At 30.5% G+C, this 22,661-nt stretch carries 22 protein-coding genes; 13 read left to right on the plus strand and 9 right to left on the minus strand.

Features of this window, described 5'->3' with window-relative positions:
• Positions 1-30: 30 nt before the first annotated feature.
• The 11 genes from WG945_RS13495 (at position 31) to WG945_RS13545 (ending at position 11,922) form a co-directional block, all read left to right on the plus strand.
• Positions 31-2,406 carry a heavy metal translocating P-type ATPase gene (locus WG945_RS13495; RefSeq protein ID WP_068450335.1) on the plus strand — a complete coding sequence of 792 codons (2,376 nt, stop codon included), beginning with the start codon at positions 31-33 and terminating at the stop codon, positions 2,404-2,406.
• Between the two features lie 64 nt (positions 2,407-2,470).
• Positions 2,471-3,169 carry a purine-nucleoside phosphorylase gene (deoD, locus tag WG945_RS13500; protein WP_068450337.1) on the plus strand — a complete coding sequence of 233 codons (699 nt, stop codon included), beginning with the start codon at positions 2,471-2,473 and terminating at the stop codon, positions 3,167-3,169.
• Between the two features lie 80 nt (positions 3,170-3,249).
• Positions 3,250-4,620 (plus strand): oxygen-independent coproporphyrinogen III oxidase, encoded by a 1,371-nt coding sequence (gene hemN, locus WG945_RS13505; RefSeq protein WP_068450339.1) that lies wholly within the window; start codon positions 3,250-3,252, stop codon positions 4,618-4,620.
• Between the two features lie 92 nt (positions 4,621-4,712).
• Complete coding sequence (gene ccoS, locus WG945_RS13510) at positions 4,713-4,889, plus strand: cbb3-type cytochrome oxidase assembly protein CcoS (protein ID WP_068450341.1); 177 nt, start codon at positions 4,713-4,715, stop codon at positions 4,887-4,889.
• Between the two features lie 10 nt (positions 4,890-4,899).
• Entirely contained in the window at positions 4,900-7,095 is a 2,196-nt protein-coding gene (ccoN, locus tag WG945_RS13515) for a cytochrome-c oxidase, cbb3-type subunit I (protein ID WP_068450343.1), read from the plus strand.
• A 4-nt stretch (positions 7,096-7,099) separates the two neighbouring features.
• Positions 7,100-7,267, plus strand: a complete 168-nt coding sequence (locus tag WG945_RS13520) for a cytochrome C oxidase subunit IV (protein WP_082864248.1) — start codon at positions 7,100-7,102, stop codon at positions 7,265-7,267.
• Between the two features lie 12 nt (positions 7,268-7,279).
• Positions 7,280-8,185 carry a cbb3-type cytochrome c oxidase N-terminal domain-containing protein gene (locus WG945_RS13525; RefSeq protein WP_068450345.1) on the plus strand — a complete coding sequence of 302 codons (906 nt, stop codon included), beginning with the start codon at positions 7,280-7,282 and terminating at the stop codon, positions 8,183-8,185.
• A 28-nt stretch (positions 8,186-8,213) separates the two neighbouring features.
• Positions 8,214-9,635: a cytochrome c oxidase accessory protein CcoG gene (gene ccoG, locus WG945_RS13530; RefSeq protein ID WP_068450347.1), complete on the plus strand. Its 1,422-nt coding sequence runs from the start codon at positions 8,214-8,216 to the stop codon at positions 9,633-9,635.
• 8 nt (positions 9,636-9,643) lie between these two features.
• Positions 9,644-10,090, plus strand: coding sequence for a FixH family protein (locus WG945_RS13535; protein WP_068450349.1), 447 nt, complete (start codon positions 9,644-9,646; stop codon positions 10,088-10,090).
• Positions 10,090-10,788, plus strand: coding sequence for a sulfite exporter TauE/SafE family protein (locus WG945_RS13540; RefSeq protein ID WP_068450352.1), 699 nt, complete (start codon positions 10,090-10,092; stop codon positions 10,786-10,788). Before WG945_RS13535 ends, WG945_RS13540 begins: the two co-directional genes overlap by 1 nt.
• A gap of 150 nt (positions 10,789-10,938) precedes the next feature.
• A complete protein-coding gene (locus tag WG945_RS13545) occupies positions 10,939-11,922 on the plus strand; it encodes a PorP/SprF family type IX secretion system membrane protein (protein WP_068450355.1) in 984 nt (327 codons plus the stop codon).
• Here WG945_RS13545 and murI read toward each other — a convergent pair.
• From murI to WG945_RS13585, 8 genes are all read right to left on the minus strand, one after another.
• Positions 11,919-12,716, minus strand: coding sequence for a glutamate racemase (murI, locus tag WG945_RS13550; RefSeq protein WP_068450357.1), 798 nt, complete (start codon positions 12,714-12,716; stop codon positions 11,919-11,921). The two genes, WG945_RS13545 and murI, sit on opposite strands and share 4 nt — an antisense overlap.
• A gap of 67 nt (positions 12,717-12,783) precedes the next feature.
• Entirely contained in the window at positions 12,784-13,290 is a 507-nt protein-coding gene (locus WG945_RS13555) for an OmpH family outer membrane protein (protein ID WP_068450359.1), read from the minus strand.
• A 19-nt stretch (positions 13,291-13,309) separates the two neighbouring features.
• Entirely contained in the window at positions 13,310-14,089 is a 780-nt protein-coding gene (locus WG945_RS13560; protein ID WP_068450360.1) for an OmpH family outer membrane protein, read from the minus strand.
• A gap of 64 nt (positions 14,090-14,153) precedes the next feature.
• Entirely contained in the window at positions 14,154-16,685 is a 2,532-nt protein-coding gene (gene bamA / locus WG945_RS13565; protein ID WP_068450362.1) for an outer membrane protein assembly factor BamA, read from the minus strand.
• A 7-nt stretch (positions 16,686-16,692) separates the two neighbouring features.
• Positions 16,693-17,436, minus strand: a complete 744-nt coding sequence (locus tag WG945_RS13570) for an isoprenyl transferase (RefSeq protein WP_068450364.1) — start codon at positions 17,434-17,436, stop codon at positions 16,693-16,695.
• A gap of 8 nt (positions 17,437-17,444) precedes the next feature.
• Positions 17,445-18,143, minus strand: a complete 699-nt coding sequence (locus WG945_RS13575) for a DUF6089 family protein (protein ID WP_197482087.1) — start codon at positions 18,141-18,143, stop codon at positions 17,445-17,447.
• 104 nt (positions 18,144-18,247) lie between these two features.
• The gene (locus WG945_RS13580; protein ID WP_068450366.1) at positions 18,248-19,147 is read right to left on the minus strand and encodes an NAD kinase; all 900 of its coding nucleotides are present in this window, start codon (positions 19,145-19,147) and stop codon (positions 18,248-18,250) included.
• Positions 19,148-19,182: 35 nt separating this feature from the next.
• Positions 19,183-19,836, minus strand: a complete 654-nt coding sequence (locus WG945_RS13585) for a CBS domain-containing protein (protein ID WP_231874660.1) — start codon at positions 19,834-19,836, stop codon at positions 19,183-19,185.
• 66 nt (positions 19,837-19,902) lie between these two features.
• Between WG945_RS13585 and WG945_RS13590 the strand changes: the two genes are divergently transcribed.
• Together WG945_RS13590 and WG945_RS13595 are read left to right on the plus strand one after the other, a co-directional pair.
• Entirely contained in the window at positions 19,903-20,616 is a 714-nt protein-coding gene (locus tag WG945_RS13590) for a pyridoxine 5'-phosphate synthase (RefSeq protein ID WP_068450371.1), read from the plus strand.
• Between the two features lie 95 nt (positions 20,617-20,711).
• Positions 20,712-21,485 (plus strand): alpha/beta fold hydrolase, encoded by a 774-nt coding sequence (locus WG945_RS13595; protein WP_068450372.1) that lies wholly within the window; start codon positions 20,712-20,714, stop codon positions 21,483-21,485.
• Between the two features lie 82 nt (positions 21,486-21,567).
• Here the strand turns inward: WG945_RS13595 and WG945_RS13600 are convergent, their stop codons facing one another.
• Positions 21,568-22,470, minus strand: a complete 903-nt coding sequence (locus tag WG945_RS13600) for an alpha/beta fold hydrolase (RefSeq protein ID WP_157603663.1) — start codon at positions 22,468-22,470, stop codon at positions 21,568-21,570.
• Between the last annotated feature and the right edge of the window lie 191 nt (positions 22,471-22,661).

The raw sequence follows: 22,661 nt of genomic DNA on the forward strand, positions 1-22,661 counted from the left end.
TGTAAATTTGCAAAAGGCAAAAGAGTAAATATGAAATCTACACAATGTTATCACTGTGGTGATTCTTGTGATGATAATTTAATAAAGTTTGATGAAAAAAGTTTTTGTTGCAATGGTTGTAAAACTGTTTATGAAATTTTTTCTGAAAATGATTTAACTTGTTATTACAATTTTCAAGACAATCCCGGAGCAATCCCAATAGAAATTCAAGGAAAATATGATTTTCTAGATACTGCAGAAATAGCGGAGAAATTATTGGATTTTAATGATGGGAATACTCAAATTGCAACGCTGTATATACCACATATTCATTGTAGTTCTTGCATTTGGATATTAGAAAACTTACACAAACTAAATGATAAAATATCTTCGTCTCAAGTAGATTTTCCAAAGAAACAAGTAAGGGTTACTTTTAATTCTGATAAAATCACTTTAAAAGAAATTGTTCTTTTAATAAGTTCTATTGGGTACGAACCTTATATAAGTTTAGATGATTATGAAGGTGGTAAAAAAGCAGTAGACAGAAGTTTAATTTATAAATTAGGAATTGCTGGTTTTGCTTTCGGAAACGTTATGTTTCTTTCTTTTCCTGAGTATTTTGAAGTAGATGGTTTTTGGATTGAGAAATATAAAACGCTCTTTAGGTGGTTAATGTTTGCCTTTTCTTTACCGGTTGTTTTTTATGCGGGACAAGGTTATTTTGTTTCTGCTTACAAAGGGTTGCGATCAAAAATATTAAATATTGATGTTCCTATTGCACTAGGTATTTTTGTGTTATTTGTAAGGAGTACTGTAGAAATTATTTTCGATCTAGGAACTGGTTTTTTCGACAGTTTAACCGGATTGGTTTTCTTCCTTTTACTAGGGAAGTTTTTTCAGCAGAAAACATATAATTTCTTGTCTTTTGAGCGTGATTATAAATCTTATTTTCCTATTGCAGTTACGCGTATAACCTCTAAAGGAAAAGAAGAGAACGTTGCTATTTATGATATAGAAAAAGGAGATAGGTTGCTTATTAGAAATCAAGAATTAATTCCTACAGACGGTATTCTTATTAACGGAACTGCAGACATCGATTATAGTTTTGTTACAGGAGAAGCAGAGCCCGTTTCTAAGAAATCTGGAGACAAATTATTTGCCGGTGGTAAACAGCTTTCAGGAATCATAGAAATGGAAGTTTTGGCTTCTGTTTCTCAGAGTTACTTAACGCAATTATGGAGTAATGATGTATTTAATAAAGATAGTATATCACCTTTTAAAACCATTACAGATACGATTAGTAAGAATTTTACAATATTAGTTTTACTGGTTGCTTTTCTATCAACCTTCTTTTGGTTGTTTTTTGATGCAAGTAAAGCGTTAAATGTATTTACTGCAGTTTTAATTATAGCTTGTCCTTGTGCAATTGCTTTAGCTGCTCCATTTACTTTAGGGAATATGCTACGTATTTTTGGTAAAGAAAAATTTTACTTAAAGAATGCAACGGTTGTAGAGCAGTTGGCGGCTATAGATTCTATTATTTTTGATAAAACAGGTACATTAACAACACATAAAGAAAATACTATTTCTTACGATGGGATTCTGTTAAATGACCTAGAAAAAAGTATTTTAAAAAGTTCATTAAGGGCTTCTAATCATCCGTTAAGTAGAACATTGTATAACAGTTTAGGAGAAGTAGAAGTGCTCGCTATTTCCGATTTTAAAGAAATTGTAGGAAAAGGTATTGAAGTAAGTTGTAAAGATGTAAAATTAAAATTAGGCTCTTCTTCTTATGTGAAAAATACAGATGATTCCTCTGCTTTAGATACCTCTGTATATGTTAGTTTTAATGAGGTTTACAAAGGGAAATTTACTTTTAAAAACTCTTATAGAGAAGGGGTGAAGCCGTTATTCGAATCTTTAAAAAAGGGATATGACTTAGCTGTTGTTTCTGGAGATAATGAAGGTGAGAGAGTTTATTTAGAAGAAAACTTGCCAAAAGATACCAAGTTGTTATTCAATCAAAAACCAGAAGATAAATTAGATGTCGTTGCAGGTCTTCAGCAAAAAGATCAAAAAGTGATGATGATTGGAGATGGTTTAAATGATGCTGGTGCTTTAGCAAAAAGTGATGTTGGTATTGCTTTATCAGAAAATATTAATGTGTTTTCTCCTGCTTGTGATGGGATTTTAGATGCATCAAAATTCAATAAAATTGGTACGTACATTAAAGCATCAAAAAAAGCGATTAAAGTAATCAAGTACAGTTTTATGCTCTCTTTATGTTATAACGTAATAGGCTTGTATTTTGCAGTAACAGGGCAATTAATACCTGTAATGGCAGCAATTCTAATGCCTTTGAGTTCTATAAGTATTGTGGTCTTTACAACAATCTCTACCAATTTAATTGGGAATAAAATAAAATAAAGAAAGTAACCTCTTTTTTAGAAGGTGTAAATTGGAGTTTTTAACTCATTTAAAATAAATAATTATGAGTGTTCATATCGAAGCAAAAAAAGGAGAAATAGCAGAAACAGTTTTGTTGCCTGGAGATCCTATGAGAGCCAAATGGATTGCAGATACTTTTTTAAAAGATATTAAGCAATATAATGATGTGAGAGGTATGTTAGGTTTTACGGGCACTTATAACGGTAAAGAAATATCTGTGCAAGGCACGGGAATGGGAATTCCGTCTACCTTAATTTATTGTACAGAATTAATTACAGAATATGGAGTTAAAAATCTGGTTAGAGTAGGTTCTGCAGGTTCTTATCAAAAAGATATAAAAATTAGAGACATTGTTTTAGCAATGGCAGCTTCTACCAATTCAGGATTAAATACCATCCGTTTTAACGGAGCAGATTATGCACCAACTGCAAGTTTTAAATTGTTTCAGAAAGCAATAGAAATTGCAAAAGAAAAAAAGATAACTGTAAAAGCAGGAGGAATTTTAAGTTCAGATGAATTTTACGCAGATGAATTTGATAGTTATAAAAAATGGGCAGAATATGGCGTTTTGTGTGTAGAAATGGAAACTGCCGGTTTGTATACCGTTGCAGCAAAACACAATGTAAACGCATTGTCTATTTTAACAATATCAGATAGTTTGGTAACCAAAGAAAGAACCACTGCAGAAGAAAGAGAACAAACGTTTAAAGAAATGATAGAAATTGCTTTAGAATTGGCGTAAGATAGTAAATGTCTCCTCGAGCGCAGTCAAGAGGTTAATTAGGTCTCGACTGCGCTCGACCTGACAAAAAGTTAAACAAAATGAAAAAATCATTAGTACAAAAATATAACATTCCAGGACCAAGATACACTAGTTACCCAACGGTACCTTATTGGAACAAAGAAGGAATTGATAAACAAGATTGGATACACTCTTTTCAAAGGTCTTTTAAAGAAAGTAATTCATCCGAAGGAATCAGTATTTATATTCATTTGCCTTTTTGTGAGAGTTTATGTACGTTTTGCGCATGCCATAAACACATTACAAAACGTCATGAAGTGGAAGATGAATATATAGATACCGTTTTAAAAGAATGGAAATTATATGTCGCCTTGGTAGATGAAGTTCCTGTTGTTAAAGAATTGCATTTAGGTGGCGGAACTCCAACTTTTTTCTCAAAAGAAAACCTAAAATATTTAATGGATGGTATTTTCGAAATTGCAAAAAGACATCCAGAAGCAGAGTTTAGTTTCGAAGGGCATCCTAATAATACCACTAAAGAACAATTGCAAACATTGTTTGATGAAGGCTATACAAGAGTAAGTTTTGGTGTGCAGGATTATAATGAAAAAGTACAAAAAGCAATTCATAGAGTGCAACCTTTTGAAGCTGTAGAACAAGTGACTAGATGGTCTAGAGAAATTGGGTACACTTCTGTAAGTCACGATTTAATTTTTGGGCTTCCACATCAAACTAAAGAAAACGTCATTTACAGTATCAACAAAACAAAAGAATTACAACCAGACAGAATCTCATTTTATAGTTACGCGCACGTGCCTTGGGTAAAAGGTGTTGGGCAAAGAGGTTTTAATGAAGATGATTTGCCGAAAGATGATGAAAAAAGAGCCTTGTATGAAATAGGAAAAGAACTTTTTGCAGAATTAGGCTATGTAGAGATTGGTATGGATCATTTTGCGTTAAAGACCGATAGTTTGTATAAAGCAACCATCAGCAAAACATTGCATAGAAATTTTATGGGCTATACAGCCAATAAAACAAAGTTAATGATTGGTTTAGGAATGTCTGCAATTTCAGATTCTTGGTATGCATTTGCACAAAATGTAAAGACGGTAAAAGAATATCAGAAAATTGTAAATGAAGGAGAGATTCCTATTTTTAAAGGGCATTTATTATCCGAAGAAGATATCGTTATTAGAAAACATATTTTAAATATTATGTGTCATTTTTCCACTTCGTGGGATGAAAAAACGATGAAAATCAATAAAATAGAAGAACATCTAGCATTATTAGAAGAAATGGAGCAAGATGGATTGGTTAAAATTGATGTAAAATCAAAGTCATTATCTATTCCCGAAGAGGCAAGACCTTATGTTCGAAACATTTGTATGGCGTTTGATATACATTTGTTAAAAAATAAACCAAAAACACAGTTGTTTTCTATGACTATTTAACAAAAAATTAAGATATTTGAAAAACATGATATTTGTCATGTTTTAAGAAACTGACCAATACTATTTTTGACAAATCAATTATCAGGCAAGATATGAGCGTAATATACCTACTACTAACTATTAGTATTCTAGTAGCAATCTTATTTTTTATCGCATTTATTTATTCAGTAAAAACTGGACAATTTGACGATTCTTATACGCCATCTGTTCGTATGCTGTTTGATGATGAATTAGTAAAAGATAAAAAAGAAAAATCAACTAAAGACTAAACATTAAATTATGGAAATGCAACAATTTTATTACGATAATAAAATCGTAAAGAAATTTATCTATGCTACCCTGTTGTGGGGGATAGTAGGGTTTACAGTGGGATTACTACTCGCTTTTATGTTTTTATTCCCTGGGCTTACAGAAGGAATTTCATGGTTAAGTTTTGGCCGTTTAAGACCATTACATACAAATGCCGTAATTTTTGCCTTTGTTGGTAACGCTATTTATGCAGGTGTTTATTATTCGCTACAGCGTTTATTAAAAGCAAGAATGGCTAGTAATTTTTTAAGTAATTTTAACTTCTGGGGTTGGCAAGCAATTATTGTTGCAGCAGCCATAACATTGCCTTTAGGTTATACTTCATCTAAAGAATATGCAGAGTTAGAATGGCCAATAGATATTGCTATTGCATTGGTTTGGGTTGCATTTGGTGTAAATATGATTTGGACTATTTTACAAAGAAGACAACGTCATTTATACGTAGCTATTTGGTTTTATTTAGCAACATTTGTAACAGTTGCAGTATTGCATATTTTTAATAGTTTAGCATTGCCTGTTACCTTTTTAAAATCTTATTCTGTATATGCAGGGGTACAAGATGCTTTAGTACAATGGTGGTACGGACATAATGCCGTAGCATTTTTCTTAACAACACCTTTTTTAGGCTTGATGTACTATTTTGTGCCAAAAGCAGCAAACAGACCTGTGTATTCTTATAGATTATCTATTGTACACTTTTGGTCTTTAATATTTATTTATATCTGGGCAGGACCACACCACTTATTATATACTTCATTACCAGAATGGGCTCAGAATTTAGGAGTTGCATTTTCTATAATGTTATTAGCTCCTTCTTGGGGTGGTATGATAAACGGTTTGTTAACATTAAGAGGTGCTTGGGATAAAGTTAGAACAGATCCTGTTTTAAAATTTATGGTAGTTGCAATTACTGGTTATGGTATGGCAACTTTTGAAGGGCCAATGTTATCTTTAAAAAATGTAAATGCTATTGCACATTATAGTGATTGGATTATTGCTCACGTGCACGTTGGGGCATTAGCTTGGAACGGTTTCTTTACTTTTGGTATGTTATATTGGATGGTACCAAGAATGTTTAAAACAAAATTATACTCGTCTGCCTTAGCAAACGTACACTTCTGGATTGGTACTTTAGGAATCATATTGTACACGTTGCCATTGTATGTAGCAGGTTTTGTACAAGCTTCTATGTGGAAACAATTTAATCCAGATGGATCTTTAACATACGGTAACTTCTTAGAAACTGTTAGTGAAATTATACCAATGTACTGGATGCGTGCAATTGGAGGAAGTATGTATATTATAGGCGCATTTGTAATGTTATACAACATTATCTTAACAGTAAGATCTGGTAGTAAAGTAGAAGATGAATTAGCAGAAGCAGCTGCATTAACAGTAGTACCTAAACATAGAACTAAAGGAGAAGGATGGCATACTTGGATAGAAAGAAAACCTATCAAATTAACAATTTATGCAACGATCGCTATTTTAATTGGAGGAGCAGTTCAAATTATTCCAACATTATTAGTAAAATCTAATATTCCTACAATTAGTAGTGTAAAGCCTTATACGCCATTAGAGTTAGAAGGACGAGACCTTTATATTAGAGAAGGGTGTGTTGGTTGTCACTCTCAAATGATAAGACCTTTTAGAAGTGAGGTAGAACGTTATGGTGAATATTCTAAAGGAGGCGAGTTTGTTTATGATCATCCTTTCTTATGGGGATCTAAACGTACAGGACCTGACTTACATAGAATTGGAGCCAAATATTCAGATAGCTGGCACTTAAACCATATGTACGATCCACAGAGTACATCACCAGGTTCTATTATGCCATCATACAAATGGTTAATTACAGATGAACTAGATAAATCTGAGACGGAATCTAAAATGGAAGTGATGGTTACTTTAGGAGTTCCTTACTCTGAAGAAGAAATAGCAAATGCACAACAGCATATGTTAGCACAAGGAACAGAGATTGAGCAAAACTTATATGCAGATCCAGATTTTGCTAAAAATTACGAAGCAGATAAACAATACGCAGAAGAAAATGGTGAAGCTTTTATTGAAATGAAAAACAGAGAAATTGTTGCTTTAATAGCGTACATACAACGTTTGGGGACTGATATAAAAGTAAAAGACGAACAAAAAATAACTAAAAAATAAGACGATGTTAAAATTTGTAAAAGGTCACATGGAGAGTATTTTAGGGATAGAAATTTATCCTTTAATATCATTAATCATATTCTTTACTTTTTTTGTCGCATTGTTCTTGTGGGTATTTACAGCAAAAAAAGAATATATAAATAAGGTAAGTAATATACCGTTAGAGAACTAAAAAGGAAAAAAAATGAAAAAATATTTTCAATCTACAATCTATATAATCTTTGTAATTGTTACGTTTTTAGCGCTTGCAAAGTCGTTTATGGTGTACGCGAACCCATTTGATATTTATGAGAATCCATTAGTTTGGATAGCTCTAATTGGTTTTGTTTTAGTTGTTGTACTAAAAGAAATGGTAAATGTTATTGCAATTAATAAAGCAACAGAATTAAGAAATGAAAAATTAGGTATTGTTCCAGAAGAAAGTAATGCATGGATTAAAAAGCTATTAAAATCTTGGACAAGATCTAAAGATATTGATAGTGAGCAAGAAATAATTTTAGAGCATAACTACGATGGAATTCAGGAATTAGACAATACATTACCTCCTTGGTGGGTGTATATGTTTTATGCCTCTATTGTTTTTGCAATTGTGTATTTAGTAAGATTTGAAGTTTTAGACGGAGACAACCAAATTGTAGAATATAATAAAGCCGTTGCAGAAGCAAAAGCAGCTTTAAAAGAATACAAATCTAATGCACCAGCAACAGACTTTATTACTGCAGAGAATGTTACGTTGTTAACAGATGCTAAAGATTTAGGTAGAGGTAAAGCTATATTTAAATTAAACTGTGCATCTTGTCATATTGCAGATGGTGGTGGAGCTATTGGACCTAACTTAACAGATGAATTCTGGATTTTAGGAGGAGGTATTAAAAACGTTTTTAGCACTATTTCTAATGGTGGTAGAGATGGTAAAGGAATGATTGCTTGGAATAAAACTTTAAAGGCTGATGATATGGCTAAAGTAGCAAGTTACGTGCTTTCTTTACAAGGTACTACCCCAGCAAACCCAAAAGCAGCCGAAGGAGATAAATGGGTTGCAGAAGGGACAGAAGTTAAAGAAGTTCCTTTAGAAACAGAAATAGAATAACTGGTAGTAAAAGTTAATTAGTAAATTTATGGAAACGCCCAAAAACGAGCAATTTAGAGATAGTATTGGTACGATTGATAAATCTGGTAATCGTTCTTGGGTTTTTCCAAAAAAGCCTAGCGGAAAATTTTATAAGTACAGATCTTATGTAAGTTACTTTCTGTTAATTATCCTTTTAACAGCTCCTTTTATAAAGATAAATGGAAATCAGTTTTTGCTGTTTAATGTTCTAGAACGTAAATTTAATATTTTCGGATTTCCTTTTTGGCCACAGGATTTTTATTTATTAGTAATTTCAATGATTGTTGGAATTGTTTTTATTATTCTGTTTACCGTTATTTTCGGACGTATTTTCTGTGGATGGATTTGTCCGCAAACCATTTTCTTAGAGATGGTTTTTAGAAAAGTAGAATATTGGATAGATGGAGATAGAGGAAAACAAATTCGTTTAGATAAACAACCCTGGAATGCCGAAAAAATAAGGAAAAGACTTTTAAAATGGTTTATTTTCTTTGTTATATCCTTTGTTATTGCCAATGTATTTTTAGCGTATCTAATTGGTGGAGATACATTAATAAGCTACATAACTGGTAGTCCCTTTGATAATATTAGTACACTAATTTCACTAACAATATTTACGTGTGTTTTCTATTTTATTTTTGCTTGGTTTAGAGAGCAGGTATGTATTATAGCTTGTCCGTATGGTAGATTACAAGGTGTTTTATTAGATAACAAAACCATTAATGTAGCTTACGATCATAAAAGAGGAGAGAGAGAGAAGGGAAGATCAAAGTTTAAAAAAAATGAGGATAGAGAAGAGTCAGGGAAAGGAGATTGTATCGATTGTAAACAATGTGTTGTTGTGTGCCCTACTGGTATAGATATTAGAAATGGTACACAATTAGAGTGTGTAAATTGTACCGCTTGTATTGATGAATGTGACCACATGATGGAAAGTGTTGGCTTACCAAAAGGGTTGATAAGATACGAAAGTGAAGAAAATATTGAGAAAAAGAGACCTTTTAAATTAAATGCAAGAATTAAAGGGTATTCTGCTGTCTTATTTATTTTAGTAGGAATTTTAATAGGAATGTTGTTTTTAAGAAATGATGTAGAAGCAACTATTTTAAGATTGCCAGGACAATTATATCAACATAAAGAAAATAACATTATTAGTAATGTATATACATTTAAGGTTATTAATAAAACAACCAAAGATATAAATGATGTAAGTTATAAAATACTGTCTCATAAAGGAACTATAAAATTAGTAACGAATCAAGATTTTAGTATTCCAAAGCAAGGTTTAGCAGAAGGAACCTTATTTATAGAGATAAATTCAGCAGCATTAAAAAAAGATAAAATAAAGTTAGAAATTGGTGTTTATAGTGGAGATAAATTAATAGAAACTACAATAACCAACTTTTTAGGACCTAGAAGTTACAAATAAACAATATTATGAAGATTAATTGGGGAACAGGGATTGTTATTGCAATAGTAGCTTTTATGAGTTTTATTTTATACATGGTGATTACTATGAGTACAGATAATACTTATAGCTTTGATTTGGTTACTGAAAATTATTACCAAAAAGAGGTACACTTTCAAGGAGAAATTAATGCAGAACAAAATGCATTAGAATATAAAGATAAAGTAACTATTCAGAGAACAGTAGATGGTTTAAAAATAGAATTTCCTAAAGAGTTTTCTCCAAAAGAAATTAAAGGAAAAGTGTTCCTATATAGACCGTCTAATAAACAATTAGATTTTGAAATACCTATTTCAATCTCTAATACATATTTGCTCGTGCCTGAGAAACGTTTATTAGATGGTCGTTGGAACATTAATTTGGCTTTCAAATATAAGGATAAAGAATACTTAATTAAAAGAGAAATACAGTATTAATGTTTTTATCGGCAATATTATTTGGGTTATTAGGTAGTTTTCACTGTGTTGGTATGTGCGGTCCTATAGCTTTTATGTTGCCAATTGATAGAAAAAATACAACAAAAGGTTTTTTTCAAATTTTAAGTTATCATTTAGGAAGACTTATTAGTTATAGCCTTATTGGATTGTTGTTTGGGTTTTTAGGTAAAGGGTTTTATTTTTTCGGATTTCAGCAACAACTATCTATAATAGTTGGTGTTAGTATGATCTTGATGGTTCTTTTCCCTAAGTTCTTTTCAAAAGTAAATTTTTCTAAGGGCATTAATAAAGTTATTTTTAAAGTAAAAAATGCATTAGGTAAAGAATTGAAGAAGAAAAGAACTGATACTTTTTTTACTATCGGTTTTTTAAATGGATTTTTACCCTGTGGTTTGGTTTATATGGCTGTCTTTGGTGCTTTAGCAACTACAAATGCTTTTTCTGGTAGTTTATATATGTTTTTATTTGGTTTGGGTACTATTCCTTTAATGACTTCTGTTGTTTATTTAGGTAATTTTACCAAAGGTACTTTTAGAAAAAAAATTCAAAAAGCAATACCGGTTGTCGTTGTTTTTATTGGAGTCTTATTTGTGTTAAGAGGTCTTGGCTTAGGAATTCCTTACGTATCTCCAGCCCCTGTTTTAGATATTATAGATGCTAATGATGTTTGTCACTAGTAATTTTGCCTTTTTAATTTTCGTTGTATTATTCTTAAAAGTAGTAGCTTAAGTAAGATATATATAACTAATTGAGTAAAAATTTTAAGTTGAAAAGTGTTTTCTATAAGAAAAAGAATATATTTGATATCTTATAATACTTTTCCTTTAATGAAATTAAATTATGTAAAATATTGTTTACTGTGTTTTTTGTTTTTTTCTTTAAAAAACTATACACAAGAAACATTACCAATTTATCAAGATTACTTATCTGATAATGTGTATTTGGTACATCCATCTGCAGCAGGTATTGGTAATTCTAGTAAATTACGTTTTACGGCAAGGCAGCAGTGGTCTGGTATACAAGATGCACCTGCTTTACAAACTATAAGTTTCCACTCTAGATTTGGTGATGAAATGAATGCAGCGTATGGTTTTGTATTGTTTAATGATAAAAATGGGTATCATTCACAAAAAGGAGTACAAGGTACGTATGCGTATCACATACCTTTAAATGATAATGGTAATTATTTTGAACAACTATCTTTTGGGTTGTCATTTACTTTTGTTCAAAATCAATCAGATCAAAGATCATTTGGTAATGATGATGTTGCTGCAATTATTCAAAGTTCTAGTTATTACAACTCAGATTTTAGTGCTGCTTACCATAGAGGAGGATTCTCTTCTTACTTTACTATTAAGAACTTATTACTAACGGCTAAAAATAATTTAAATGTTTTAGAACCTTTAGATTTAAGAAATTATGTTTTTTCTGCTGGATATTATTATGATAAAAATTATTACTTTCAATTAGAGCCTTCGTTTATGTTACAGGTAAAAGAAAGTACAGGTCAAAAAATTGCAGATTTTAATATTAAGGCATATAAAACACTTAATAATTATCAGTTGTGGTTAGCTTTATCTTACAGAAGAAGTTTTGATGCTAATTCTATTAATAATTCTCAATTTGTATCTCCAATACTTGGATTGAATTATAAAAACGTAATGTTTTCATATACCTATACAAACCAAATAGATAGTGTTGTTTTAACAAATTCTGGCTTTCATCAATTAACTTTAGGTATTAATTTATGGACTAAAGATAAAACTTGGCGTAGTATGCCAAATATTAATAATTCATTTATTGGTTTCTAAAAATCTTTTTCAGTTACCGTTATTGAATTCCCTTTACTAGAAACTAAAGTTTCTAAAACGGCTTTTTCTTTATTTATAAAAAATTGATGTACACTTTTTTCTTTGCTACTATTAATTAGTAAAAATTTTTCTAAGATATTTTTGGTTTGTCTTGCAACTGCTTGACCAGAATCTATAATTTGAATTTTATTACCCACCATTTCCCTAATTTGTGGAATTAAATAGGGGTAATGTGTACAACCTAAAACTAAGCAGTCTACGTTATCTTTTATTAAAGGATTTACATAAGAAAATAACAATGTATTCATCTCATTAGAATGCAGTTTACCGCTTTCTATAAGCTCTACTAAACCAGTGCCTATTATTTCTTTGCGTATAATTTTTTGATTGATAGTATGCGATGTTTTCTCAAACAATTCACTATTTAAAGTGCCTTTGGTGGCAAGTATGCCAATGATATTGGTTTTGGTTTGTAATGCTGCCGTTTTAATAGCTGGTTCTATGCCTATAAATGGAACATCATATTTTTCTCTTAATACTTTTATTGCATTGGTTGTTGCAGTATTACAGGCTACAATTATTAGTTTACAATTTTGCTTTAGTAAAAATTCAGTGTTTTTAATGGATAAATCAATAATCTCCTGTTTGCTTTTTTCGCCATAAGGAGCATTTTTACTATCTGATAAGTAAATAGTATTCTCTTCAGGTAAAAGTGCGTTAATTTCTTTCCAAATAGAAGTACCACCCACACCAGAGTCGAATATGCCAATAGAAAATTTATTAGGTTTTACCATGTTCTGTAAAAATAAAAAAACCTACTGAATTTCAGTAGGTTTTAATTTGTAATATTAAGTAGTTTTATTAAAAACCTAATTTAGCTTTTACAGCATCAAATAAGTCTTCACCTTTTTTAACTAATAAACCTTTACCTACAGAAGCGTCTAAAACATAAACTACATTTTTAGAGGCAGCTACAGCATCGATTGCAGTTTGAGCTTTTTCTATAATTGGTTGTAACCCTTCATTTTGTTTTTTCTGCATATCTTGGTAAGCAAATCTTCTTGCTTGTTCTATTTTTGCAGCTTCTTGTTGTAATTCTTGAGCTCTTTGATCATTAGTCTCGTTTGTTTGACCTTTAGACTCAGCAACATATTTTTGTCTTGTTGCTTCAATTTTCTTTTCCATTCCTGTAATCTCATCTTGGTAAGTTTTACCAAGCTTCTCCATGTCTAATTTTAGGGTCTTAGTTTGAGGCATTTCTGCAACTAATTTTTCAAAGTCTATATGACCTATTTTTTGTGCATTTGTAACACCTGCTAGTCCTAAAGTAAATACAGCGATTAATAGTAACGATTTTAAATTTTTCATTCTTGTTTTAATTTAATTATTATTCTTGTTCTTCTTTTTGTTCTTCTTTTTTCTTTTTTAGAGCTTCTTTCTTGGCTCTTAACAACGCTCTTTTAGCTTCTCGTTCTTGTAAAAGTTTTTCTCTTTTTTCAGCTATTAATTTCTTTTTTGCTTCTACATCTGCAATTCTCTTTGCTTGTGCTTCTTCTTTTTTTGTAATAGCTTCTTTTTGTCTATCTGTTAACTCGTTTTGAGGAGCCAGATTTCTCTCTTCTCTCTGTTTGTCTTTTTCTGCGATTAATCTACTTCTATCTATCGTTGCCAAAACAAGGTCGCTAATATCGTATTTTTTATTTGAATATAGCATTACCAAGTCACTAGATTTATCAAAAACAAAGTCATAATTTTTTCTTAAAGAAATACTTTGTATTGCATTGTAAACTTGATCTTGAATTGGTTTTACCAATTGTTTTCTAACAGAAAACATATCTCCATTTGGTCCAAAGTATAAAGACTCTAGTCTTCTTAATTCTACTTGCTTTAAACTAATTTCTTCTTCTTTTTCTTCAATTAAATCTTTTGTTAGAATTGCTTTTTCGTTTGCTAAATCTGTTTTTAAGATTTCTATATGTCTAGCTTGTTCATCTAATTTTTTTCTCCATTTTGCAACTTTAGCATCAAGGGTGTTTTGCGCATCTAGATATTCTGGAACATTTTCTAGAATATATTCCATATCTATATAAGCAATTAATTGATTTCTTTGTGACCAAGAAAATGTAACACTAAGAAAAAGAACGACTAATAAAAATATTTTTTTCATTTGTATAATGTATTTAGAAAAAACCGTGCCAAAAAAACTTTTCCTTTACAAAGTTACAGTTTTATTAGAATTGTTTTCCAATTATAAAGTGTGTTTGCCAACCAGATTTTGTAGTTTGTCCAGGTAATGGATCAAAACCATGTGCAAAATCGATTCCTAATAAACCAAATGCAGGCATAAATATTCTTACACCAACACCAGCTGAACGTTTTAAGTCAAACGGATTAAATTCATCAAAATTGTCATAAGAATTACCAGCTTCTAAGAAACCTAGTGTATAAATAGATGCAGAAGGTGCATCTGTAATTGAGTAACGTAATTCTAACTGAAATTTATTATAAATAGTACCTCCATAATTAGATGAAAGTCCACTGTTTTCATATCCTCTTAAACCTACTGTTTCTCTACCATCTAATTGGTAAGCAGCAATACCATCTCCACCAACAAAATAACGCTCTACAGGGGTTGCACCTAGTTCACTGTTATAAGAACCTAAGTATCCTGCTTCTGCATTGGTCATTAAAACCAATTTATCTGTAAATGCAGTATACCATTTTCCTTTAAAGTTTAATTTATAGTATTCTAACCACTTGTATTTGTCTACAGCGTCTAAATCACTATCGTTATAATCTTTATTATTCAACAAAGAATAAGGGAATGTTGCTTTTGCTCCAACTGTAAATTCAGATCCGTATGTAGGAAATATTAAACTTGGTCCTGCAGAATTTCTTGATAAAGAAATGTTATATGAAAGGTTGTTTAATGTACCGTTGTTTAAGTTTAAACCTGCTAAACCAAAATTATAATTGTTAGATTTTAATGCTTGGTAACTGATAGATTGCGATAATTGGAAAAAATCATCTGGCCATTTTAAACGTTGTCCCAATCCTACAGAAGCTCCAATAATTCCTAAACTTTTACTTTTATCTACATCATAAGTAGTATAATCTAATTGATATTGATTAGATGAATATACAGAAAAAGATAATGATTTTGGTTTTTTACCACCTAACCATGGTTCTGTAAAAGAAAAACTATACGTATTGTATGTTCTACTTGTTTGTAACCTTAAAGATAATGTTTGACCATCTCCCATTGGTAAAGGTTTGTAAGCCTCTTTATTAAAAATATTTTTGATAGAAAAGTTGTTGAATGATAAACCTAAAGTTCCAATAAAAGAACCACCACCGTAACCACCTTGTAATTCTATTTGACTACCTCCTTTTTCTACAACAGAAAAGTCTATATCTGTTGTTTTGTTTTGGTAATCTGGTATTACATCTGGAGAAACATTAGAGTCAAAGAAACCTAATTGACCAATTTCTCTAATAGATCTAATAATGGCACTTCTGCTAAATAAATCTCCCGGTTTTACACGTAGTTCTCTAAACAATACATGGTCATTGGTTTTTTCATTACCAGAAACAGTTACTTTTTTAATACGAGCTTTTTCATCTTCTCTAATTCTAATTTCTACTGTAATAGAATCATTTTCTACTTTGGTTTCTACAGCATTTACAGAAGAGAATAAAAAACCGTTATCTTGGTATAGTGTAGAAATATCTTGAGATGTTGGGCTACCATCACCTTTAACGCGCTCTTCTAAAACAGCACCATTATACACATCACCTTTTTCTATTTTTAAATATAGTTGAAGTTGTTCTGCAGTATATTCTTTATTTCCAACAAATAATATTTCTGCAAATCGGTATTGTCTACCTTCTTCTAACTCTATGTCAATGTTGATAGTGTTATCATCATTCCAACTAATTTTATCACTAAGAATACGAGCATCTCTGTATCCTAATCTACTATATTTATCTAAAATACTTTCTAAATCTTCTTGAAAATCTTCTTCGATATATTTAGATCCTTTCCAAAAACGCCCTAAAAGTTTTTGTTTTGTATTCTTCATTGCTTTTCTAAGATTTTTCCCAGAAAGCGCTTTATTTCCTACAAAATTAATATCCTTAATTTTAATTTTTTTGCCTTTATCAATAAAAATAGCCATATTAACAATGTTAATATCAGATGTATCTTTTTTAACATCTAAATTAACTTTAGTTTTTAGGAAACCTTTATCTGTATATTTTTTTGTGAAGTAATTTTTAGTAGTAACAATAAGGTTATCAGTAACCATTGCACCTTTCTTTAATTCAGCGTCTTTTTGAAGTTCTTTTGCTTTTCCTTTTTTAATACCTGCAATTGTAATGTTGTTTAATTGAGGTAACTCTAATACATCAAACTGAAGATAAACCGTATTTCCGTCTAATCTAGCAAGGTAAACGTCTACATTACTAAACTGTTTACTTTCGTATAGTTTTTTAATAGCACTTGTAAGTTTGTCTCCTGGAAGTTTAATAGGTTGCCCATTTCTTAAGCCTGTAAAAACTCTAACAGTTTCTTCACTAAACTTTTTTAAACCGGTTACACTTATGCTTCCTAGTATATATTCCTTCCCTTTTTCGAAGGAAGTACCTTTAGTAGAAGTAGTGTCTATTTTTACTGTTGATAAACTATCTAGTTCAGTTTGTGCTTTAGCACTAAAAGTAAAAAATAATGCTGTTAGCATTATTGTAGCAGAAAATAATTTCATATAAAATTTATTCTGTAATTTGTTCGCTTGTTTTTCCAAATCTTCGTTCTCTATTCTGATAGTCTATGATTGCATCGTAAAAATGCTCTTCTCTAAAATCTGGCCAAAGTATATCTGTAAAATATAATTCGGCATATGCCATTTGCCATAATAAGAAATTACTAATGCGTTGTTCTCCACTAGTTCTTATCATTAAATCTACGTCGGGCAAATTAAACGTATATAAATGGTTATTTATAGTGTTTTCATCTATTTCTTCAATATTAAGCTCTTTATTAACAACTTTTTTAGATATATTTTTAATTGTATTAACAATTTCTTCTCTTGATCCATAGCTTAAAGCAAAAGTTAATACAATATCTGTGTTGTCTTTTGTTTGAGAAATTACATCTCCCAAAACTTTTTGAGCTTTTTTAGGTAAGCTTTCTATAGCTCCAATTGCGTTTACTTTTACTCCATTTTTCATGAAGCCTGGTAATTCTTTTTTTAAAGAATTAATTAATAAACTCATTAAAGCGTCTACTTCTAATTTAGGTCGGTTCCAGTTTTCTGTAGAAAAAGCATATAAAGTAATTGCGTCTACATTTATTTGTGAGGCTGCACTAACAGATTCTCTAACAGCGGTTAAGGCGTTTCTATGTCCGAAAATTCTATTCATTCCTTTACCTTTAGCCCAACGACCATTACCATCCATTATAATGGCAACATGTTTTGGCGTTCTTTGCAAGTCGATTAGTAATTTTTTATCCATAGTTTTTTTTAAAATCCGTTTGTATAACAAGCTGGCCTACCAAAGGTATAGATTAAAGAAACTCCTGTAAACATGTACCAATCATTACCTGTGCCTTCTAAATTTACATTTGGTGTATCTTTAGAAAGGTAGTCTAAACCATCTTCAAATGTATATCTAAATTTTGCTTCAATAGCCAACGCTAAAGTACCATATAATTTAGACTTATAACCAAAACCGAAAGGAATGGCCAAAGACGTTTTCTTCTCAAATTTTTCTATTCCTCCTGTTGTTAAGTATGAACTTACGTTTGTATGATTAAAAACAGCCAATTCTAAGATTAGGTAAGGAGTCCAAGTTTTATCATAAGAAGATAAATCATACTCATAGAAATTATATTCGATACCAGCAGCTAATTCATTGATATTGTTAGAAAACTTGTATGTTTTTCCGCTAGCGTCTAATCGATCTCTTCTAAAACCAGTGTCTGCATCTGCATCATTACCAGAAATTGGTAAAAAACTGTAAGTTGCTCTTAAAGCAATTCTAGGATTCCAATTGTATTTATATGTAAGTCCTCCTGCTAGTTGGTTTGGATAAAAATAGTAGTTTTTACCAATATCCCCAACATAGTTAGTACCTCCAATAGTTAGGCCTACTTCATGAAGTTGCCCCAAGAAAATAGAGGTAAAACTTACAAATACATAAAATAATATTCTTTTTTTCATTATAAAATAGTGGGCAAATATAGAAATTTCAAATTGCTTTATAAAGTTAATATATAGTCTTTTTTGAATAACAACTTTTTTAAAGAAATATTGTAAGTGCTTTGTTAAACATTTGTTTTGTTTCTAATGTCTTCTCCCCATAAAAGTTTACTTCTTAATGTCTTTAAAAAGGATTGATTTTTAGGTAAAATACTTTTTATTGTGAAGTCTGTTTTCTTTACAAAAATCTTAGTATTGTTTGGTACACTTGTTACCCTAGAATCTAATGATATTAAAAAGCTTTTTTCTCTAGAGTCTACATTTAACTCTACTTTAGTTTCGTCAGAGATTACTATTGGTCTTGCATTAAGGTTATGCGGTGCAATTGGCGTAATTACTATGTTTTTAGAATCTGGCAAAATTACAGGTCCGTTACAGCTTAACGAATACCCTGTAGAGCCTGTTGGTGTAGATATAATTAATCCATCTGCCCAGTAATTGGTTAGGTATTCACCGTTTAAATAGGTTTTTACCCCAATCATAGAAGTGGTGTTCTTTTTGGCAATGGTTACTTCGTTTAAAGCAAAATTTAACTCTTCAAAATCTTTTGTTTTAGGCTCTGTTTTAACAGATAAAAGAGTTCTTTCTTGTATGGTATATTCGCCTTTTAAAACCAAATTGATACTTTCTTCAATAACGTCTTTAGCAACGATGGCTAAAAAACCTAACCTACCTGTATTAATACCTAATATAGGAATGTCTAAATCTCTAATATGGGTTGCAGAACGTAAAAAGGTACCGTCTCCACCCAGTGTAAGCATTATATCAAAAGTATTGTCTAAATCATTAAAGTTATCAAATGATTTGTAGGAATCTTCCAGTATCTTGTTTTCTGTTAAAAGGTTGTAAAACTCATGTTCAATATAAAAATCAATCTTATTATTTTGTAAAACGTGTATTAAGGTTTTAACCTCTTTTTCTGATGTAATCGCGTAAGATTGACCGTAAATTGCTGCTTTTTTCAATATTTTGTTTTTTTAGTAAATGCCTTGTTAAAGGTTTACATTTCTAAGTATTTCTGTAAATATTCAGACCTACTTTTTAAATCTTCTAAATAGATATCATTTTCATGCATAGATATAATTTTATAATCATACCTTCTAAAAGTTTGCATAATTTCATTTATTTCTTCGGATATTACTTTGATAGTAACTTGTACGCTATCTAATTTTTTTTCTGAGATATATAAACCTAATAATTGGCCGCCACTAGCTTCTATAATCTGTACAACTTGGCTCATAGAATAATCATTTCTTAGTTTTTCTACAATTAAAGTTTCGCTTTCTTCAACCATAAATGGGCTTGTAGAAAAAACATCTAAAACATCACGCAAATCAAAATACCCCATATAATCTTTAGTTTCATTTAAAACTGGGATAATATTAGTGTCATTGTCTGCAAAGATCTTTAATAGTTCTAAAACCGTTGCTTTTTCATCCGCAAAAAAAGAATTTAATAAGTGGGCGTGTTCCACTAATTCCTCTTCGTTATTTTCTAGTGTTTGTATATCCTCTTCAGCAAATGAACCTAACAACTTATTGTTTTCAATAACAGGAAAATGTGTGATATGGTAATTTATAAACACTTTTTGAGCACTTTTAACAGTGTCTTTTAAGCGAAGTGGTTTTATTTGGTCTAATAAGTAGTCGTTCATATTCATGCTTTACGAATATAGGATAAAATGATTTAATAAATTATATTTGCAGCCTAATTTTAGACAATGACAAAGTTAAGTGTAAATATTAATAAAATAGCAACTTTAAGAAATTCTCGTGGCGGAAATGTGCCAAATTTATTAAAAGTTGCAACAGATATAGAAAGTTTTGGTGGACAAGGAATTACTATTCACCCAAGACCAGATGAAAGACATATCCGTTATCAAGATGCTAGAGATTTAAAAAATATTGTAACGACAGAGTATAATATTGAAGGAAATCCTATAAAATCTTTCATGGATTTGGTCTTAGAAGTTAAGCCAACACAAGTTACTTTGGTGCCAGATGCGTTAGATGCAATTACCTCTAATGCAGGTTGGGATACGATTACACATCAATCCTTTTTACAAGAGGTAATTAAAGAATTTAAACAAAACGGAATTAGAACGTCAATTTTTATTGATACGGATGCAAAGTTGATTGAAGCTGCTGCAAAAACAGGAGCTGATAGAATTGAATTGTATACAGAAGATTTTGCAACACAATTTGAATTAGGTAATTTTGATGCTATTAAACCTTATACAGAAGCTGCTATTTTAGCTCATAAATTAGGATTAGGAATTAATGCTGGGCACGATTTAAGCTTAGATAATATTAAATTTTTTAAGGAGAATATCCCTAATCTAGCAGAAGTTTCTATTGGACACGCACTAATTGCAGAGAGTCTATATTTAGGTTTAGAGAATGTTGTAAATATGTATTTGCATCGACTAAAATAAGTAAGTATAATTTAGTAGAAATGTCTTCTCGAGCGCAGTCGAGAGGTTTATTTAGGTCTCGACTGCGCTCGACCTGACAAAATTAAACAATCTAAATGTCAAATAATCCGATATTACACTCAACTATAAAAGGCCAAGGAATTCCGTTATTAATTTTACACGGTTATTTTGGTATGTCTGATAATTGGAAAACTTTAGGAAATCAGTTTTCTGAAACGTATCAAGTTCATTTAATTGATCAAAGAAATCACGGACGTAGTTTTCATGAAGATGAATTTAATTATGAGGTTTTAGTTGAAGATTTATACGCATATATACAGCATTATAAATTAGAAAAAGTGTATATAATTGGACATTCTATGGGCGGAAAAACAGCAATGTTGTTTGCCGTTACATATCCTGAATTAGTTGATAAATTAATTGTTGTTGATATTTCTCCAAGACAATATCAACCACATCATAATGCAATTTTAGCAGGTTTAAATTCTATTGATTTTTCTAAAGAAGATGCTAGAGGGAAAGTCGATAAAAAACTAGCAACGTTAATTCCTGAATTAGGTGTTCGTCAGTTTTTATTAAAGAATGTGTATTGGAAAGAAAAAGGGCAATTAGCGTTTAGATTCAATTTAGAATCTTTAACCGATAATAATCCAGAAGTTGGTGAGGCATTGCCTTCTTTTACTGTTTTTGAAAAAGATACCTTGTTCTTAAAAGGAGAAAAGTCTAATTACATTACACAAGATGAAGAACCAATTATAGAAGCCCATTTTCCGAATTCTAAAATTGTAGAAATTAAAAATGCGGGTCATTGGTTACATGCAGAAAACCCGAAACAATTTTACGATGAAGTTTCTACGTTTTTAAAGTAAACGATAAGATTTATAAATAAAAAAAAGAGATTGAAACTAACTTTAGTTTTCAATCTCTTTTTTTGTTTTAAAATAATATTGATTATTTAATATTATGCTGGTCTAAGAAAGTTAGTATTAATTTTGCTATTTCTTGTGTTTTTTCTTCAGCGGCAAAATGACCTGCATCAAGCAAATGAAGTTCTGCATTTGGTAAGTCTTTTAAATACGCGTTGGCACTTTTATAATTAAATTTTAAATCCTTTTTACCCCAAACAATAAGTGTTTTAGGTTGATTTTCTTTCAGCATTTTCTGCCATTTAGGATATCTAATTAAGTTGGTGTTGTAATCCTGAAAAAGTTGTACCTGAATTTCTCTATCTTTTTTAGAACTTAAAAAAGCCAAATCATGTGTCCAAGCATCAGGGCTTTGTGTATTGGTTTTATCAGTATCTATATCAAACAGATATTGTTTGTTAATTATAGCATCTTTTCCTGTAAGACTGTACAGAAAATCATGTTTTTCTTTAGAAATATCCGTTTGTGCAGTTCTAAAAAAATCGATTCTTTTTGGTGTTAATCCCTCTAAATAGGCATTTGCATTTTGTACAATTAAAGCCTTAATTCTTTTAGGATTATTTGCCATCATTCTATAACCTACGGGTGCACCAAAATCTTGCATATACATTACATAATCATCAACTTTTAATTGATTAATTAACTTTTGAGTATAAGAAGCTAGTAAATCAAATGTATGTTTTGTGGTTTTCGGGTCTAAATGATCACTATAACCAGAGCCTAAATTATCTGGGGCAATAACATGATACTGTGTAGATAACATTGGTATTAGATTTCTGTACGAATGAGAAGAAGAAGGGTAACCGTGTAATAAAACAATGGTTGGGTTTTTTCTATCTCCAGATTCTCTGTAAAATAATTTAAGGCTATCAATCTTAATGTAATTATAGGTTGTTTTTGGTGGAAAATAATATGATTTCTTACTGATTTTAGAAGTATCTTTTTCCTACAACTTGCATCCAAAAATGGCACTTGATAAAAGTATAACTATTAATAATTGTTTCATTTTGATAGCCTTGTTTTAGGTTTAATAATCTCTAGATTAGACGTTAATTTTTAACATTCCTTCTCATAAAAACACTTATTTTATTGATGATGTCATCTCCATCTTCTTCTAAA

This window comes from Polaribacter atrinae, assembly GCF_038023995.1.
Classification (GTDB): Bacteria; Bacteroidota; Bacteroidia; order Flavobacteriales; family Flavobacteriaceae; genus Polaribacter; species Polaribacter atrinae.

Bases quoted from the DNA above. Each gene is read 5' to 3' on its own strand.
- WG945_RS13520 (WP_082864248.1), top strand. From the start codon at position 7,100: ATGTTAAAATTTGTAAAAGGTCACATGGAGAGTATTTTAGGGATAGAA.
- WG945_RS13535 (WP_068450349.1), top strand. From the start codon at position 9,644: ATGAAGATTAATTGGGGAACAGGGATTGTTATTGCAATAGTAGCTTTT.
- ccoN (WP_068450343.1), top strand. From the start codon at position 4,900: ATGGAAATGCAACAATTTTATTACGATAATAAAATCGTAAAGAAATTT.
- WG945_RS13555 (WP_068450359.1), bottom strand. From the start codon at position 13,290: ATGAAAAATTTAAAATCGTTACTATTAATCGCTGTATTTACTTTAGGA.
- WG945_RS13575 (WP_197482087.1), bottom strand. From the start codon at position 18,143: ATGAAAAAAAGAATATTATTTTATGTATTTGTAAGTTTTACCTCTATT.
- WG945_RS13560 (WP_068450360.1), bottom strand. From the start codon at position 14,089: ATGAAAAAAATATTTTTATTAGTCGTTCTTTTTCTTAGTGTTACATTT.
- WG945_RS13525 (WP_068450345.1), top strand. From the start codon at position 7,280: ATGAAAAAATATTTTCAATCTACAATCTATATAATCTTTGTAATTGTT.
- ccoS (WP_068450341.1), top strand. From the start codon at position 4,713: ATGAGCGTAATATACCTACTACTAACTATTAGTATTCTAGTAGCAATC.
- WG945_RS13595 (WP_068450372.1), top strand. From the start codon at position 20,712: ATGTCAAATAATCCGATATTACACTCAACTATAAAAGGCCAAGGAATT.
- WG945_RS13545 (WP_068450355.1), top strand. From the start codon at position 10,939: ATGAAATTAAATTATGTAAAATATTGTTTACTGTGTTTTTTGTTTTTT.
- ccoG (WP_068450347.1), top strand. From the start codon at position 8,214: ATGGAAACGCCCAAAAACGAGCAATTTAGAGATAGTATTGGTACGATT.
- WG945_RS13590 (WP_068450371.1), top strand. From the start codon at position 19,903: ATGACAAAGTTAAGTGTAAATATTAATAAAATAGCAACTTTAAGAAAT.
- WG945_RS13570 (WP_068450364.1), bottom strand. From the start codon at position 17,436: ATGGATAAAAAATTACTAATCGACTTGCAAAGAACGCCAAAACATGTT.
- WG945_RS13495 (WP_068450335.1), top strand. From the start codon at position 31: ATGAAATCTACACAATGTTATCACTGTGGTGATTCTTGTGATGATAAT.
- murI (WP_068450357.1), bottom strand. From the start codon at position 12,716: ATGGTAAAACCTAATAAATTTTCTATTGGCATATTCGACTCTGGTGTG.
- WG945_RS13585 (WP_231874660.1), bottom strand. From the start codon at position 19,836: ATGAACGACTACTTATTAGACCAAATAAAACCACTTCGCTTAAAAGAC.
- bamA (WP_068450362.1), bottom strand. From the start codon at position 16,685: ATGAAATTATTTTCTGCTACAATAATGCTAACAGCATTATTTTTTACT.
- deoD (WP_068450337.1), top strand. From the start codon at position 2,471: ATGAGTGTTCATATCGAAGCAAAAAAAGGAGAAATAGCAGAAACAGTT.
- hemN (WP_068450339.1), top strand. From the start codon at position 3,250: ATGAAAAAATCATTAGTACAAAAATATAACATTCCAGGACCAAGATAC.
- WG945_RS13540 (WP_068450352.1), top strand. From the start codon at position 10,090: ATGTTTTTATCGGCAATATTATTTGGGTTATTAGGTAGTTTTCACTGT.